General features: G+C 64.6%; 17 protein-coding genes, 1 tRNA gene and 1 pseudogene. 8 read left to right on the top strand and 11 right to left on the bottom strand.

What is annotated here, in order from left to right; genetic code table 11:
* Window positions 1–2: 2 nt before the first annotated feature.
* On the top strand, window positions 3–1,382 hold the full coding sequence (locus BLR21_RS35180) for a tyrosine-type recombinase/integrase (protein ID WP_256335138.1): 1,380 nt from the start codon (window positions 3–5) through the stop codon (window positions 1,380–1,382).
* A 120-nt stretch (window positions 1,383–1,502) separates the two neighbouring features.
* Here the strand turns inward: BLR21_RS35180 and BLR21_RS35175 are convergent.
* Window positions 1,503–1,583 (bottom strand) — tRNA-Tyr (locus tag BLR21_RS35175).
* Between the two features lie 119 nt (window positions 1,584–1,702).
* Between BLR21_RS35175 and BLR21_RS35170 the strand changes: the two genes are divergently transcribed.
* Window positions 1,703–2,194, top strand: coding sequence for a YajQ family cyclic di-GMP-binding protein (locus tag BLR21_RS35170; RefSeq protein ID WP_030478254.1), 492 nt, complete (start codon window positions 1,703–1,705; stop codon window positions 2,192–2,194).
* Complete coding sequence (gene rfbA / locus BLR21_RS35165; protein WP_090013242.1) at window positions 2,191–3,063, top strand: glucose-1-phosphate thymidylyltransferase RfbA; 873 nt, start codon at window positions 2,191–2,193, stop codon at window positions 3,061–3,063. Before BLR21_RS35170 ends, rfbA begins: the two co-directional genes overlap by 4 nt.
* Here rfbA and htpX read toward each other — a convergent pair.
* From htpX to BLR21_RS35145, 4 genes are read right to left on the bottom strand one after another with little or no spacing between them, the layout of a single operon-like run.
* Complete coding sequence (gene htpX / locus BLR21_RS35160; protein ID WP_090013241.1) at window positions 3,060–3,929, bottom strand: zinc metalloprotease HtpX; 870 nt, start codon at window positions 3,927–3,929, stop codon at window positions 3,060–3,062. The two genes, rfbA and htpX, sit on opposite strands and share 4 nt — an antisense overlap.
* A gap of 17 nt (window positions 3,930–3,946) precedes the next feature.
* Window positions 3,947–4,399, bottom strand: coding sequence for a 4Fe-4S binding protein (locus BLR21_RS35155; RefSeq protein WP_090013240.1), 453 nt, complete (start codon window positions 4,397–4,399; stop codon window positions 3,947–3,949).
* On the bottom strand, window positions 4,396–4,926 hold the full coding sequence (locus tag BLR21_RS35150) for an NADH-quinone oxidoreductase subunit C (RefSeq protein WP_090013239.1): 531 nt from the start codon (window positions 4,924–4,926) through the stop codon (window positions 4,396–4,398). The genes BLR21_RS35155 and BLR21_RS35150 overlap by 4 nt, the downstream gene beginning before the upstream one ends.
* Entirely contained in the window at window positions 4,923–5,333 is a 411-nt protein-coding gene (locus BLR21_RS35145) for an NADH-quinone oxidoreductase subunit B (RefSeq protein WP_036015288.1), read from the bottom strand. Before BLR21_RS35145 ends, BLR21_RS35150 begins: the two co-directional genes overlap by 4 nt.
* Before the next feature lie 311 nt (window positions 5,334–5,644).
* Here BLR21_RS35145 and BLR21_RS35140 point away from each other — a divergent pair, with 311 nt between their 5' ends.
* Complete coding sequence (locus tag BLR21_RS35140; protein ID WP_338061084.1) at window positions 5,645–6,589, top strand: LysR family transcriptional regulator; 945 nt, start codon at window positions 5,645–5,647, stop codon at window positions 6,587–6,589.
* 71 nt (window positions 6,590–6,660) lie between these two features.
* Here BLR21_RS35140 and BLR21_RS42890 read toward each other — a convergent pair whose 3' ends face one another.
* The 3 genes and pseudogenes from BLR21_RS42890 to BLR21_RS35125 form a co-directional block, all read right to left on the bottom strand.
* Complete coding sequence (locus tag BLR21_RS42890) at window positions 6,661–6,810, bottom strand: hypothetical protein (RefSeq protein WP_176929933.1); 150 nt, start codon at window positions 6,808–6,810, stop codon at window positions 6,661–6,663.
* 148 nt (window positions 6,811–6,958) lie between these two features.
* Window positions 6,959–7,309 (bottom strand): annotated as a pseudogene (locus BLR21_RS35130) (transglycosylase SLT domain-containing protein); the annotation flags it as partial.
* A gap of 932 nt (window positions 7,310–8,241) precedes the next feature.
* Window positions 8,242–8,619, bottom strand: coding sequence for a beta/alpha barrel domain-containing protein (locus BLR21_RS35125; protein ID WP_090013230.1), 378 nt, complete (start codon window positions 8,617–8,619; stop codon window positions 8,242–8,244).
* Between the two features lie 80 nt (window positions 8,620–8,699).
* Here BLR21_RS35125 and BLR21_RS35120 point away from each other — a divergent pair, with 80 nt between their 5' ends.
* Window positions 8,700–9,650 carry a GNAT family N-acetyltransferase gene (locus BLR21_RS35120; RefSeq protein WP_256335137.1) on the top strand — a complete coding sequence of 317 codons (951 nt, stop codon included), beginning with the start codon at window positions 8,700–8,702 and terminating at the stop codon, window positions 9,648–9,650.
* Here the strand turns inward: BLR21_RS35120 and BLR21_RS44565 are convergent, their stop codons facing one another.
* Together BLR21_RS44565 and BLR21_RS35110 are read right to left on the bottom strand one after the other, a co-directional pair.
* A complete protein-coding gene (locus tag BLR21_RS44565) occupies window positions 9,651–10,415 on the bottom strand; it encodes a DNA mismatch endonuclease Vsr (RefSeq protein ID WP_090013228.1) in 765 nt (254 codons plus the stop codon).
* 5 nt (window positions 10,416–10,420) lie between these two features.
* Window positions 10,421–11,773, bottom strand: coding sequence for a DNA cytosine methyltransferase (locus BLR21_RS35110; RefSeq protein ID WP_090013226.1), 1,353 nt, complete (start codon window positions 11,771–11,773; stop codon window positions 10,421–10,423).
* Window positions 11,774–12,012: 239 nt separating this feature from the next.
* Here BLR21_RS35110 and BLR21_RS35105 point away from each other — a divergent pair, with 239 nt between their 5' ends.
* The gene (locus BLR21_RS35105) at window positions 12,013–12,867 is read left to right on the top strand and encodes an Eco29kI family restriction endonuclease (RefSeq protein ID WP_090013224.1); all 855 of its coding nucleotides are present in this window, start codon (window positions 12,013–12,015) and stop codon (window positions 12,865–12,867) included.
* Window positions 12,868–12,960: 93 nt separating this feature from the next.
* Window positions 12,961–13,815 (top strand): GIY-YIG nuclease family protein, encoded by an 855-nt coding sequence (locus BLR21_RS35100; protein ID WP_090013221.1) that lies wholly within the window; start codon window positions 12,961–12,963, stop codon window positions 13,813–13,815.
* 65 nt (window positions 13,816–13,880) lie between these two features.
* Here BLR21_RS35100 and ddaH read toward each other — a convergent pair whose 3' ends face one another.
* Window positions 13,881–14,783 carry a dimethylargininase gene (gene ddaH, locus BLR21_RS35095; protein ID WP_090013219.1) on the bottom strand — a complete coding sequence of 301 codons (903 nt, stop codon included), beginning with the start codon at window positions 14,781–14,783 and terminating at the stop codon, window positions 13,881–13,883.
* A 75-nt stretch (window positions 14,784–14,858) separates the two neighbouring features.
* Between ddaH and BLR21_RS35090 the strand changes: the two genes are divergently transcribed.
* Window positions 14,859–15,299 (top strand): Lrp/AsnC family transcriptional regulator, encoded by a 441-nt coding sequence (locus BLR21_RS35090; protein ID WP_035913697.1) that lies wholly within the window; start codon window positions 14,859–14,861, stop codon window positions 15,297–15,299.
* Window positions 15,300–15,307 lie beyond the last annotated feature (8 nt).

Here is a 15,307-nt window from a genome sequence, read left to right as displayed (position 1 = left end):
ACGTGATCGACGTGTACAAGGGCAAGCGCACGACCACTCATTGGGTTCAGTGGTCGGTGGCAGGTCAACGGTTCAAGAAGCCGTTTAAGACCGACGCGCTCGCCAGCAGCGTCCGTGCCGAGCTGCTGACCGCCGCCAACAAGGGTGAGGCGTTCTGCGTCGAAACCGGCCTACCGGTCTCCATGCTTCGCAAGGACACAACCGCTATGTCGTGGTTCGACCTCGTGTGCTCGTTCGTAGACATGAAGTGGCCGGATGCTGCGCCGACGCACCGCAAGTCCATCGCGGACGCTTTGGCCCCGGTAACGGAGGCAATGCTCACGACCGATCGAGGCAGGCCGGAACACTCGGTGCTGCGTCGAGCGCTCCGTGTCGCTCTCAACACCAATCAGCGGTCGGTGACGCAGCCGAACGACATCGCAACGGCCCTGGAGTGGCTCTCGCGGAACACGAGGCCGGTTTCCGACCTCGCAAAGCCGGACGTTCTGCGGCAAGTCACCACGCAGTACGAGAAGAAGCTCGACGGGAAGCGTGCCGCGCCAGACACGATTCGGCTGCGTCGCACGACGTTCGGCAACGCGCTCGACTACGCCGTCGAAAGGAAGGCACTCACTGACAACCCTCTGACCGAGGTGAAGTTGAAGAAGCGCAAGACCGTGGTTCACCAGGTTGACCGGCGATCGGTCGCCAACCCGATTCAGTTCCGCACGGTTCTGCGCGAGGTGCCGAACGGTGGGCGCACCGGCCGCAAGCTCGTCGCGTTCTTCGCGCTCATGTACTTCGCTGGGCTGCGACCGGAGGAAGTGAGCAACGTCCGGCGCAGCCACCTGGCGCTACCGCCTCGCGAGTGGAACGAGTCGGTTGGCCGCTGGGAAGTGCGCGACTGGGGAGAGATCCACCTCGACGGTGCCGCGCCGGAAGTTGGACCCCAATGGACGGACAGCGGAGAACGCGACGAGGAACGCGGGCTGAAGCACCGCGAGGACACCGAGGGCCGTCCGGTGCCCTGCTCCCCCGAACTGGCCCTCATCCTTCACGCGCACCTCGACGAGTTCGCCACCGCGCCAGGCGGCCGGCTGTTCGTTGCAGAGCGCGGCGGACGCATCGGCAGCTCGACCTACGGCCGCACGTGGGCACTGGCGCGTGAGGCAGCGTTCACGCCTGCGGTCGCCGCGTCACCGCTCGCCAAGAGGCCGTATGACCTGCGCCATGCCTGTGTGTCTATGTGGCTGAACGCGGGCGTTGAGGCACCTCGGGTCGCCGCGTGGGCAGGTCACAGCCTGAATGTGCTGCTGCGCACGTACGCCAAGTGCATTGATGGTGGAGAGGAGACGGCGCGGCAGCGCGTTCAGGCTGCGCTAGGCGGACCGACCGCCGCATAACTTCGGTACGTCCTCGGTACAGCCACTCGGAGAACGCCGGAATCGGTCGGACACAGCCGGACAACACGCAAAGACCCCCGTGACCTGTCATGCCTGGTCACGGGGGTCTTTGTGCTGTTGTGGCGGGTAGAGGATTCGAACCTCTGTAGCTTTCGCGACGGATTTACAGTCCGCTCCCATTGGCCGCTCGGGCAACCCGCCCCACACCGCCGTAACGGTGCGGGCAGAACAATACATAACCCCGCCGGGAGGCCCCAAATCGGGGTCCCCCAGTAGCATCGACGCTGGCTGTGATCCCGAGAGCGTTGAGGAGTGAAGTCGTGGCGGACCCGTCGTTCGACGTGGTGAGCAAGGTGGACCGGCAGGAGGTCGACAACGCGCTCAACCAGGCCTCGAAGGAGCTGAGTACCCGCTTCGACTTCCGCGGGACCAACACCACAGTGGCCTGGGCCGGCGAGGAGGCGATCACCTTCACCTCCGAGACCGAGGAGCGCTGCAAGGCGGCGATCGACGTCTTCCAGGAGAAGCTGGTCAAGCGCAACATCTCGATGAAGGCGTTCGAGGTGGGTGAGCCCGCGATCTCCGGCAAGGTGTTCAAGGTCACCGGAAATCTCGTGCAGGGCATCACGTCGGAGAAGGCCAAGGAGATCGCCAAGAAGATCCGCGAGGAGGCGCCCAAGGGCGTTCAGGCGCAGATCCAGGGCGACCAGTTGCGGGTGTCCGCCAAGAAGAAGGACCACCTGCAGGAAGTCATCGCACTGCTGAAGGGTTCTGACTTCGGCATCGCCCTCCAGTTCACCAACTACCGGTGAAGGGCATCGTCCTCGCCGGTGGCAGTGGATCGCGTCTGCACCCGATCACGCAGGCCGTCTCCAAGCAGTTGCTGCCGGTGTACGACAAGCCGATGATCTACTACCCGCTGTCGGTGCTGATGCTCGCCGGCATCCGCGAGGTGCTGATCATCTCGACGCCGACCGACCTGCCGCTGTTCCGGCGGTTGCTCGGTGACGGGTCCCAGTGGGGCATGGCCTTCTCCTACGCGGAGCAGGCCGCGCCGAACGGGCTCGCGGAGGCGTTCGTCATCGGCGCGGACTTCGTCGGGGACGACGACGTGGCGCTGGTCCTGGGCGACAACATCTTCTACGGCCAGGGTTTCGCCACCACGCTGCAGCAGCACGCGTCCTCTTTGGACGGCTGTGTGCTGTTCGGCTACCAGGTGAAGGACCCCGAGCGGTACGGCGTGGGCGAGGTCGACGCGACGGGCAGGCTGCTGTCCATCGAGGAGAAGCCCGCGAAGCCGAAGTCGAACCGGGCGATCACCGGGCTCTACTTCTACGACAACGGTGTGGTCGACATCGCGCGGAAGCTCAAGCCGTCGCCGCGCGGCGAGCTGGAGATCACCGATGTCAACCTCGCCTACCTGCACGAGGGCCGGGCGCAGCTGGTGGAACTGAGCCGCGGGTTCGCGTGGCTCGACACCGGCACGCACGACTCGCTGCTCGAGGCCGGGCAGTTCGTGCAGGTGCTGGAGCACCGGACCGGCGTGCGCATCGCGTGTCCCGAGGAGATCGCGCTGCGGATGGGCTTCATCTCCGCGCAGGAGTGCTACGCGCTCGGCGAGAAGCTCGGCAAGTCCGGGTACGGCGAGTACCTCATGGCCGTGGCGAAGGCAGGGCGTTAACCAGCCCTGCGCGCCATCTCTTCGAGCCTGCGGATGCGGTCGGCGATCGGCGGGTGGGTCGAGAACCACTTCGAGAACTGTTCCCCGGTGCGGAACGGGTTCGCGATCATCAGGTGGCTCTGCGACACCACCTGCGGCTCCGGCGCGAGCGGTGCCGCCCGCGTCCCCAGCTCGATCTTGCGCAGCGCCGAGGCCAGTGCCAGCGGGTCGCCGGTGAGTTCGGAACCCGACTGGTCGGCCTGGAACTCGCGCGAGCGGCTCACGGCCAGGCGCACGACGGCCGCCGCGATCGGGCCGAGCAGTGCGATCAGCAGCAGGCCGAGCGGACCGGGGCCGTCGTCGTCCGAGTCGCCGCCGCCGAAGATCCCGGCGAACAGGGCCAGGTTCGCGAGCATCGTGATCACGCCGGCCAGCGCGCCGGCCACGCAGCTGATCAGGATGTCTCGGTTGTAGACGTGCGCGAGTTCGTGGCCGAGCACGGCACGCAGCTCACGTTCGTCGAGCAGGTCGAGGATGCCCGTGGTGCAGCACACGGCCGCGTTGCGCGGGTTGCGGCCCGTCGCGAACGCGTTCGGCGCGATCGTCGGGCTCAGGAAGAGCCTCGGCATGGGCTGGCGCGCCTTCTGCGACAGCTCACGCACGATGGCGTAGAGCACTGGCTGCTCCACTTGCGACACGGGTATCGCCCGCATCGCGCGCAGGGCGAGCTTGTCCGAGTTGAAGTACGCGTAGGCGTTCACGCCCAAGGCCAACACCAGGCCGATGACCAGTGCCGTCCGGCCGAACAGGCTGCTGACCAGAACGATCAGCGCGCTCATCCCGCCGAGCAACACGGCCGTCTTCAACCCGTTGAAGTGCTTGTGCACGGTTTTCGCCTCCGGGTTTACGTCCAACCCCTCAACGAACCAGGCCGCCGTCCGGTTCCGGTGGCCGTTTCGGGCGCGGCCTCCGCGGCGGGGTCGAGCGGGGGTGGCGGCGGCACCTTCTCGACCCATGTGGACAGCACGTCCCGTTCGTGGACGAGCTCCGCGACGGCACCCTCGCCGTCGATCGAGCCCGTGCCCGGATAGCCGAACTCCGGCGCCCAGTGCAGGGCGTCGAACGGGCAGACCTCGACGCAGATGCCGCAGTAGAGACACTGGCCGTAGTCGATCGCGAACCGGTCGAGCACGTTGCGGCTGCGCGGGCGGGCGCTGCCGGGCTGCTGCTCGACCTCGGTGTGCGACGTGATGTGGATGCACCAGTCGGGACACTCGCGCGCACAGATCATGCAGACCGTGCAGTTGGCCTCCAGCAGCGCGATGACGCCTCTCGTGCGCGGTGGAAGGTTCGTCACGACTGCGGCTCCTCTTCGCGGCGCGGGCCCCAGGACGGGTCCGGAACGCCAGGTGGTGCGGTGCGGCGGCGGCTCGGGGCGCTCGTGTTGTCCTCGCCCGGTTCGAGAGCGCCTGGCCACGGGCGCACGACACGGGAGGCGAGCACGAAGTCCTTGCGCAGCGGGTGGCCCTCGAAGCTGTCCGGGAGCAGCAGGTGTTCAGGCTTGCCGTCGACCGTGACGCCGAACATCTCCGCCGCTTCGCGCTCGTGCCACTGCGCGCCCTTCCAGAGGTGGGCAATGCTCGGCAGCGCGTCGGCCTCGGCGATTTCGGTCCGCAGCATCACGCCCTCGCGTGTCTGCGGGTTGATGACGTGCAGGAACACCGCGTGGCGCTGACCTGCGGCGCCCGGCCGGCCCGCGTCCTCGACGCCGAGCCAGTCGAACATGACGTAGCCGTCGGCGTGGTGGGCCGTGGCCGTGGCGAGCCAGTCGGCGAGTTCCACGTGGTGGACGGTCTGGCCGAACGCCGTCTTCGGGGTCGTCATGCGTTCACCAGCCGGTGCAGTGCCTTCAGGCCTTCGAGCAGTGCTTCTGGCCGCGGCGGGCAACCGGGAACGGCGACGTGGACCGGCAGGGCCTGGTCGATTCCCTTGGTGACGCTGTAGGAATCCCAGTACGGGCCGCCGGTGTTGCTGCACGCGCCCACGGAGATCACGTAACGGGGTTCGGGCATGGCCTCGTAACTGCGGAGGACAGCGGGCAACATGACGTCCGTGACGGTGCCGGAGACAACGAGAACGTGCGCCTCGCCCGCGCCGTCGACCGGCGTGACGCCGAGGTCGGGAAGGCGGTCGAGAGCTGCCATCACTTCGACCCCGCAGCAGGCGAGGCCGAGTTCGAGCACGGTGACCTGGTAGGTGGTGCCCCATTCCAGGCGAGCGGAAGCCGTCACAACTGCCGAGGGTAATACTTGGGGGCCCGCCGGCTTGCACCTGCGGACCCCCACCCCCCAATGATTCCCCCCGGAATCGGCTCCCACGCGTGGTCGCCGCCGATAGCTTTGTACACCGCGACATAAGTGTCCAGGGATTTGCCAACAGGATCTGCAGATAATTTGTCGGCGAAATGTGGTCAAGTTCAGTTCAGCTGATCGACAGAACACAAGAGAGGGTCTCGATGTCCGGCTCGTCCCAGTTGGTGCTTCCCACCAGCACCTCGCTGCACCGTTTGCTGAACATGCCCGGTGCACTACTGGATACCACGATGGACCAGCTCAGGACCCTGCTCACGGTGCATGAGACCCGTTCGGCCCTACGCGCGGCCAGGGCGTTGGGACGAGAGCAGTCGAGCGTGCAGAAGCAGCTCGACACGTTGAACAGGAACTTCCTGGAACTGTGCGGCGAAGCGCTCGTGGTGAAGCAGGGCCGCGGAAAAGACGTGCTGTTCACGCCGACTGGTGAGTCGATCGTCGAATTGGCGCGGGAGACGCTCGCGGAGTGGCTGGACGGAATTCACGAGTGCCGCCGCAAGCTCGGCACGACGGTCACCGTGGGCACGACCCGATACATGCTGGACACGCTCGCGAAGGCGTGGCACCACGTGGCGGACGAGTTCCGCGAGCGCGACGTGGACCTCAAGGTCGTGCACATCCGCACCAAGGACATCTGGACGAAGCTGGAGACGCAGGAGGTCGACGTCGTCTGCGGCAGCGTCGTGACGCGGGCAGGCCAGGGCTGGGAGCGCCCCGAGTTCGAGGTGATCCAGTGGCGGCGTGGTGGCCTCGCCCTGCTGACGAACCTGCCGGAGACGGTCGTCGGGGACCGCGTGCGCGTGCCCGCGTTGCGGTCGGTGCCGTTGGTCGTGCCGGGCGCCGGGCTGATCGCCGAGTTCCTGCGCGGCTGGTTCGGCCCCGACTACCGGCAGGGTCTCGACATCGCCGCGGAGATCGACGAGATCCAGTACGGCATCTCCCTGCTCCGCTCGAACCTCGTCAAGGGCGCCATGATCGTCACGTCCGGCCTCGGGGTGGTGGCGGCGAACAACGAGCTGCGCGAGGGCAGCGGCCTGCGCGTGGTCCAGCTCGTCGACGACTCGCTGGAACGGCTCGTGGGCGTGTTCGCGCGGACCGACGCGCTGGCGAAGCACCCGGCGGACCACCCGCTGAAGCTCCTGTGGGCCGCGTTCGAGCGGGAGGCTCCGCCCCTGTGAACGCCTGGCGCTGCCTCGGAGAAAACGGAAGCGCCCCGGTCGTGACCGGGGCGCTTCCGTCGTTTTCCTGACTACTTCTTCGCGGGTGTCATGGCGTCGTGTTCAGGCCTGCGTTGCTCGACGCTGGGACGGTGCTGGGCTTTGGCCATCTTGGCCAGCCAGCTCGTCGCCTCCGAGCGGATCTTCTCCAGCTCGTCGTCGCGTGCCTGTTGCTCGTTCATCGGCCACTCCCTGCGTTCGGGGATCGCGTTCGATGGGAGCACTACCGGGCGTGTGCCCGCTAGGGCCGCCATGCTTGTGGGTGAACCTGTTTGACAGCATCGTCCGCCGATAGGTTTCCCGCACCCCGACACGACGAATTCGGGTCCTTTAGTACCCCAGGTATCCGCCACCCAGGTTCATGTTGACCAGACCTGGGTGGTTGTGGAAGCCGCCGTAGCGCGCGTAGGTGTAGCGAACGCCCGCGATGATGTTGTCGACCGGCGCGAGGATGTTGTCGTAGCCGGCCAGCTTGTACGCACGGAACGTCGGGTCGATGCACTGCATCAGGCCCTTGGACGGCGTGCCGCGCATCGCGTTGGAGTCCCAGTTGTTGACGGCGTTGGGGTTGCCGTTCGACTCCTTCATGATGATCGTGTAGATCTCGTCGACGGAGCCGTTGTCGATGTTGGTGCCGTTGGCCTGCAGGATCTTGATGGCGTCCTTGATCCAGGCCTCGACCTCGCGCTGCTTGGCGGGCTTGCGCATCTCGATCTGACGCTCGGCCTCGGCCTTGGCAGCCGCCTCACGCTGAGCGTGCGCGTCCGCGGCGACCTTCGTGGCCTGCTCGAACGTCTGCTGCGCGTACATCTGCTGGAACTGCAGGAGACGGCCGACCTGGCTGCCAGGGTTCACGTCGTGAACCGTCTGGATGGTCTTGACCTGCTGGTCGGGAAGAGCGCCCAGCTCGGCCGCACCCGCGGCAAGGTCGGTCGGAGTACCGCTGGTGGCGGCGTTGGCGATGGCCGCGGTGCCGGCGGCGACACCTGCGGCGACGACGATCGCGCTCACACGGTGGGCAAGCGGAACCTTGTCGTCCTCGACGCGATGAGCGCCGGGCTTGACTTCTTGCTTGGGCACGACCGTGTACACGGTTCGGCCATCGGCCTTGCTGTGCCGGGCCAAGGGGGAGCCTCCTGCGTCGGGGAGCTTGGCCACCGGGCTGTCTCGGCGGGGGATTCCGAGCCGGACTTTGGACCCTAGGTACTACTGGTCCTGTGTCCTGCCGGTGACCAAACCGTTATCGGCGGGCGAGAACGTAACCTCGCGTCACGAGCGCAGGCAAGCTTGAGCGCCCGTTGGGTGACTCTCGTCACGTTTCCGATGAGCTGGGCTATCCGTTGCTGACAGACAGTCAACAAGCCGTGTGCGTCCTGCGTAAGTTCATCGTTGCCTCCTGACGAACTGGCGGAGCTGTCTGTTAGTTCGGTACTGGTCCGGCTCTCGTTATGGGTTACGTCCACGACCACTCGATCGAGTGGTGCTGTCACGCTTCGTAGTTGTGTTGGGGTGTGAGGTGCTGACCTGCGGGGACTTGATCGCTGGACAGCGTTTTTCTGGGTCTGACGAGGGGTACGGAGAGGCTGCCCGTCCGGTTCACCCGATGTTGTGGGTTAACTCTTGCGCTTCTGCTCTAGCGCCTTGAGGACCCAGTCCGGGCTGTCGCCGGGGCTGTCGTTGAAGGCGATCGCGGCGTCCGGCTGGCGCCAGTGCACTTCGTTGACGACGACCTGGAAGAGCTCCAGCAGACCGGGTCCCTTGCGGATGCCGCCGCCGACCACGACCGCGTCGTACTGCTTGTTCTCCAGCTTCTCGATGAGCTTGGCCTGGGCTCGGCCGTCCAGTTCCGCGAAGTCGACGAGGAACAGGTCCTCGGTGAGGCCGAGTTCGGCGAACGCCCTGCTGGCGTGCTCGATGCCGGCGGCTACCGGGGCCGGGTCGAAGCCGGGGATGGTGTGGGGATCGAAGCCGATCACGAGGATGTTGGGCACCTGTCCGAAGTTACTGAGGCCACCAGTTGCCGACCACAAACTCGGGAGACGGCCCGCGCGGGCCTGATTACGTTCGGCGCGTGATCGCAAGCCTTACCTGGCGCGCCCTCAGCCGCGATGACGCCGAGACGTCGGCCGACCTCCTCAACGCCATCGAGGCGGTCGACAAGATCGGTGAGAACTACACGGCGGAGGACACCCTCACCGAGCTGGTCGATCCGTACGCGGACCTGGAACGCGGCAGCCTCGCGGCCTTCGACGGCGACGTGATGGTCGGCTACATGAAGATCCAGTACCGGCCGACCGCCTCAGAGGTCCACCGCGTCTCCCTGGACGGCGGCGTCCACCCGACGTATCGCCGCCAGGGCATCGGCACCCGGCTGGTGCAGGCCGGCATCGAGTCGGCCCGCGTCCTGCACGCGTTGCACCACCCGACGCTTCGGCTCGCGATCAACGTCCACAAGGCCGAGCACATCTCGGGCGTGCCGGAACTGCTCGGTGCTGCCGGATTCACCCCGGTCCGCTACTTCCAGCGCATGGAGCACGCGCTCCTGAACGTCGGGCTGTCCGAAGACCCGCGGATCGAACCGTGGTCGGAGGCGACCGACGAGGAGTTCCGGCGTGTGCGCAACGAGGCGTACCGCGAGAACTGGGGCTCGACGCCGATGCCAGTGGAGCTCTGGAGGAACAAGGTCACCAACCAGACGTTCCGGCCCTCCGCCAGCTTCCTGCTGCGCGATGGTGGCGGGGTGGCGGCTGGGCTGTTGGTGACGATGAACTGGGAGGCAGATACCGAGGCCACCGGTGTTCGTGACGCGCACTTCATGGTCATCGGGACGTTGCCTGCCTATCGGAACCGTGGCGTTGCGAGCGCTCTGCTTGGCCATGCGCTTCGGGCGGCCGCCGAGCAGGGTTATGACCGCGCGCTGCTGAGCGTGGATTCGGAGAACTTCACTGGGGCGTTCGGCATCTTCGAGCGAGCGGGCTTCACCTCGGCGATGCGCTTCGTGCGGTGGGCGCTGGAGGTCTGATCACAAACGTGTTCGACGAACGGTTTCCTCGATCTGAGTTGCCGCTTGCTCCACGTCGTCGTGCTCCCACACGCGGATGACGGTCCAGCCCGCGTCCGTCAGGGTCCTCGTCGTCTCGACGTCCCTGGACTTGTTGCCGTCGATCTTCTCCCGCCAGAAGTCCGCGTTCTTCGTGGCTGGGCGATGGTGCTCTGGACAACCGTGCCAGAAGCAACCGTCGACGAAGACCGCGACGCGGTTACCGGGGAAGACGACGTCGGCCCTGCGACGCACATCCGCGATTGGCCGCGCATCGACCCGATAGCGCAGGCCACGCCGGTGAAGAAGGCTGCGGAGCATCAACTCAGGCCGGGTGTCCTTACCTCGATTCCCTCGCATCGAAGCGCGGACCTCTACAGAAGAGGCCTTCGAGCCAGGCGGCAGAACCTCGTCCGCGAGCAACCCTTTCAGGCGCGCCTGCCGCCATGCCTCAGTCAAGTTCTTCCCGCGGGCGTCAAACTCCACCTCGCACACGTACTTCTCCTGCGTCTTTCCTTCGAAAGACCACCGAAGATAGGCACGGATGCGCCTGGTTCGCCGATACAGACGCAGCGTCATCGAACCGCACGCGTGCTGTCCGTCGCCCAACTCGACATTTCGCCGATGACGACCGCCGGCGGCTCGATCTTGCTCGATGGCGGGAGACGGAGCATCGGCCCTGCGCTTGTACGCGCGTTCTGGAGGAAATCGCTCTTTCCAGCCTTTTCCCGGAGTTTTCTCAGACATGCCGATCAGTGCCCTGCAGCAGCCAGTGCGTCTGCTACTGCCTTGGCAAAGAACTCGCCGAGAAGTACAGGAACTGCATTTCCCAGCTGACGCATCTGCTCGCCACGAGGACCCGATCCAAGCCACTCATCAGGAAAGTTCATCACTCTGGCGGTCTCGCGCACGGTCATGTAGCGATGCAGGTAGGTCCAGCCACCTTCTACCGAGGTGTCGCGGACTCGCTCGTCGAGCAGCATCACCGATTCGCCACCGGGGACACCGTGCACGCCAGCCTTGACCGTCTTCGCGGGTCGATCCAGGTCGTTGGGTGTGTGGCCCTTGTAGATACGAGCGCCTGGCCACCCGATGTGATCAACCACATCGATCTCCTTGCCGAAGTCGAACTTCTCGTCCAGCCGCGCCAAATCAACAGCAGGAAGCGCAGGAAGTTTCACATCTGTGCCGTATCCCTGGATCGCGTCGCGGAGCGTCCGCCACGGTCGGCAGTCATCTTCTCTGATTACCTTAGGAATCCGTGCTCTGACCTTCTCGCGAACATGATCCGGCACACTCGCATGCCGCTGCCAGTAGGATCCGTCCTCATCGCGCATGGACCGAAGAAGTGCGGCTTCGGAGAAGCGCTCGGTCTTGACATCCTTCTCAAAAGCATCCACGTCGACGCCAAGATCAGACCTGAAAGCCACCAGGACGACGCGGTTGCGAACCTGCGGCACGCCATAATTCGCCGCGTTCACGGGGACCATGACCACCTTGTAGTGATCAGGGTTCCCATCTTCATCTGCCAGTTTGCCGAGGATGCTCGTAAGATGGGAGTTGTGCTCCTGCCACGAGACTTCATCATTGCGCTTCTCGAACGGTAGACGGAGCTCATTCTGGATGTACTGGAAATACTCCGCGAATGATGGCCTCAACAGCCCCCGGACATTCTCACAGATGACCGCTTTGGGACGCATCTCGCGCACTGCTTTGAACACGGCGGGGAACATGTTGCGCTTGTCCTCATCACCTTTGGCGATGCCTCCAGCACTGAAAGGCTGGCATGGTGGTCCGCCAGCCAATATATCCACCTTGCCCTGGAGGGCACTTAGGTCGAGGTCGCGAACATCGCCGGGGTAAAGCGGGGCGGGCTTGCCCTCCTCCGGAGGGCTCGGCTTGGTTTCCAAGCTGCGCTCAAGCCCATCGACCCCAAGCGTCTTCTTCGCGCTCGCGACGAGCGTCTCGCAAGCACGGTTGTTGAACTCGTTGAAGAGCAAGGGGCGGAAGCCTGCCTGGTGGACCGCCATGGCAAGGCCGCCCCCACCGGCGAAAAGTTCAACACTGGTGCGAGGCTGCGACGCTTCTTTTGGCTGGTCAACCATGCTGGAATCATACCGCGGAGATCACCGATATCCAAGCAGATCACTCAAACGGGTCGACCTCGAGTGGGCAACGCCATAGGGTTGTTGTCAGTGATCAACACAACCACCGAGCCGACGCTCGTGCGGCGAGTTCACGTCCAGGCAGTCCGGCATCCGTCGCAACCACTACCACACCAAGCGTCGCCGACATACTTCCGCAGCACAGCCGATTCATTCAGCGATCTGTTGAAAGGTGACCCGTGCCTCAATCGCAGCCCAGACAATCGCCAAGGACGGACCCGTTCAACCCGCTGGACCCAATCGCGATCGGCTCGATCTTGCGCGATCGCCTCGAGCAGCAGGAACCAGAAGATTTCCCACCCCGGCGGTTCTCAGGCGCTGGACTGTACGCCTTGTACTACGTGGGAGATCGCGTTCCCGAGTACCGACCACTCGTCGAGAGTTACTACAACGATCATAAGATTCCCGTTTATGTCGGAAAGGCTGCAGCCGAGACCAGCAGCTACGGGTACGAGCCTGATTATGGCTCCGATAAACTGTATCAGCGTATTAGGGAGCACGCGAGGTCGATAGGAGAAGTCGGAGCATCCATCAACGGCAATCTGCGCCAAGAAGATTTCAAAGTCAGGTATCTTCCGCTGGAGGATGCTTGGATCGTACTAGGAGAGCGCGCGCTCCTTCGCACCTATCGGCCAGTGTTGTGGAACTCCGTCATCAACGGCTTCGGATCGAACCCTTCTGGCGAAGCCAGGAAGAACCCCAAGTCGACCTGGGACACCATGCATCCAGGCCGACGACGTGCCGGCGAATTGCCCAACCGACAACTGACACTCGATGAAGTACGAGCACGCGTTCGCAAGGGGGTCGAGATCTCCTTAATGAACGAGAGTGAAGATCGAGATAATGCAATTGTCGAGCTGAGAGAGCAAAAGCCACCGGTGATATGGGGTCTCCCGAAACGCGGCACTCGAGACAAGCGGCTACTCGTGTCCGACGAGGAAAGATTTCTTGCCGAACTGCGTCGAATTGGCGTAAATGCTCCGGACTATCGCCACGTGTCTACTGCCGAGATTCCATTCCATGACGAGCCATAGAAGATGATCGACCACACTTGCGGTTGCACAAGGTCTGACTCGCCGATACCAGCTGCACTTTGAATCGCCAACAGCGTGCGGTAGATTCCGAACATGACCGGCGATTTGTTCCCCAATGCCAGTGCGGAGTTCAAGCTCAGCATCACACGCGCGCTGGCTGACCAGCTTGCCGAAGCCTTGTCACTACTTGAACCAGCACCCCTCATAGCAGGACAGGTCGACACCCTCCAAAGCCGTCCCGGGGTGTATGAACTCTACGTAGGCGACAAGCGTGTCTACGTGGGTAAGGCAAGCAAGGATCTGCGAACACGGCTCCGCAACCACCTGATCAAACTTTCAGGAAGGGCAGGCATAGACCCGCTTACGATCGGGTTCTTGTGCCTGTACGTTGACGAAGACTTGGAAGCCGCCGCACCCGAAACATTGCTGATCAAAAAGTATCGAAAGATTGGCGAAGTGCCGTGGAACACCAACGGCTTCGGCAACAAAGATCCGGGACGCAATCGCGACGGTTCCCTGGTAGCAGCGAAGCATTTCGACGCATTGTACCCCATCGACCTCATGAAAGATGTCCATGGGCTGGAAGTACGACCGTACAAGATCGACGAGTTCCTCGACGCGGTGAAATTGGCTCTCCCATACTTGCTCCGGTTCGACCAGAACGTACGTGAGCTGACGGACATCATTGTTCAGGTGCCTTCGGATTCCTTGACCGCCAGCAAATTGCTGAGCCTTGCCGTCGAGGCGTTGCCACACGGCTGGCAAGCGACAGCCTTGCCCGGCTACGCGATCCTTTATCCGGAGAAGCGCGATTACCGCAGCGCTCTGGCGATGTGGCGCAAGGAAGGCGGGGCGTTGAAGACAATCCAGGGCGCCCGTGCGGAGTCAAAGGACCCGGTTGGCGGCGCGGACACATCTTCACAATCGTCCGACGAGGACGAGGAGTAGCCAACAAAGCCGAATGCCCCCGGCGTCGTTGACGGGGGCATTCGGCGACGACTGCGTGGGCGAGGTCAGCCGCGCAGCTCCATCGTGCAGCACTTCGGGCCACCACCCGACTTGCGCAGCTCCGAGATGTCCACGAACACGGGCTCGAACCCGCGCCGCGCCACCTGCTCAGCCAAATGCGTCGCCTCAACCGGCATGACGACATGCCTGCCGTCGGACACCGCGTTCAGCCCGAGGCACACCGCGTCGTCGTCGTTGGCGATCACGGCGTCCGGGAACAACCGGCGCAGTACCTGCTGTGAGCCCGGCGAGAAGGCCTCCGGGTAGTAGGCGACCAGGGGGGACGGGGACTGGTCGTCGAGCATGAACAGCGCCACGTCGAGGTGGTAGAAGCGCGGGTCGACCAGTTGCAGGGACACGACCGGGACGCCGAGGACCTCCTGGGCCTCGCCGTGTGCGCCGGGGTCGGTGCGGAAGCCCGTGCCGGCCAGGAGCAGGGAGCCGGTCCAGGTGAAGTCGCCCTCTGCCTCGTTCACGGCGGTGGGCATGACGACGGACTTGTAGCCCGACGACAGGAACCACCTGCGGAAGTGGTCGGCTTCGGCCGAGCGCTGGGAGGCTCTGAACCTGGAGCCGAGGACTCTGCCGTCGATGACGGTGCCGCTGTTCGCTGAGAAGACCATGTCCGGGAGGCCCGGTACCGGCTCGATTACCTGTACGTCGTGGCCCAGGCGCTCGTAGGTCTCCTTGAGCGCGGTCCACTGCTCCACGGCCAGCGTTGTGCTGGTGGGCTGGGTGGGATCCATCCACGGGTTGATGGCGTACTCCACCGTGAAGTACGTCGGCGGGCACATGAGGTACCGACGGGTCGTGGGCACGCGCCCAGGAAGGAGATCCTGTGCCGCCGTGAGGGGTGCGGCGATGTCGAGCGTGATCGGCTCGCCGGGCCCGGAGATGGATACGGTCATGGATCGAAATGTAAACGGCAGTTAGACCATCGAACAACGCCGCGACATTGCGTTAACTAGGGCAGAATGTTGCGTGTGGACAGCATCGACCAGCGAATCATTTCGTGCCTCATGGCCAACGCCCGTTCCAGCTACGCGGAGATCGGCAAGGAGGTGGGGCTGAGCGCGCCCGCGGTGAAGCGGCGGGTCGACAAACTGCTGGACACGGGGGTGTTGAGGGGGTTCACGGCGGTGGTGGACCCGGAGGCGCTGGGGTGGGGTACCGAGGCGTTCGTCGAGGTGCACTGCAAGGGGAACGTCGCGCCGCACGACATCCAGCACCGGCTGGAGCCGATGGCCGAGGTCAGCGCTGCCTACACGGTGTCGGGGGCCGCGGACGCGATCGTGCACCTGAGGGCTGCGGACATCCACCACCTGGAGACGGCGCTGGAGCGGCTGCGGGCCGTCGAGATCATCGACCGGACCGTGTCGACGGTCGTGCTGTCCCGGCTCCTGGACCGGCCGCTGGCGCCTTAGGGTTCGGG

Source organism: Lentzea albidocapillata subsp. violacea, from assembly GCF_900100275.1.
GTDB lineage: Bacteria > Actinomycetota > Actinomycetes > Mycobacteriales > Pseudonocardiaceae > Lentzea > Lentzea violacea.
Note: the sequence above shows the minus strand (reverse complement) of the source record. Positions and strands in the feature narration are given on the sequence as shown.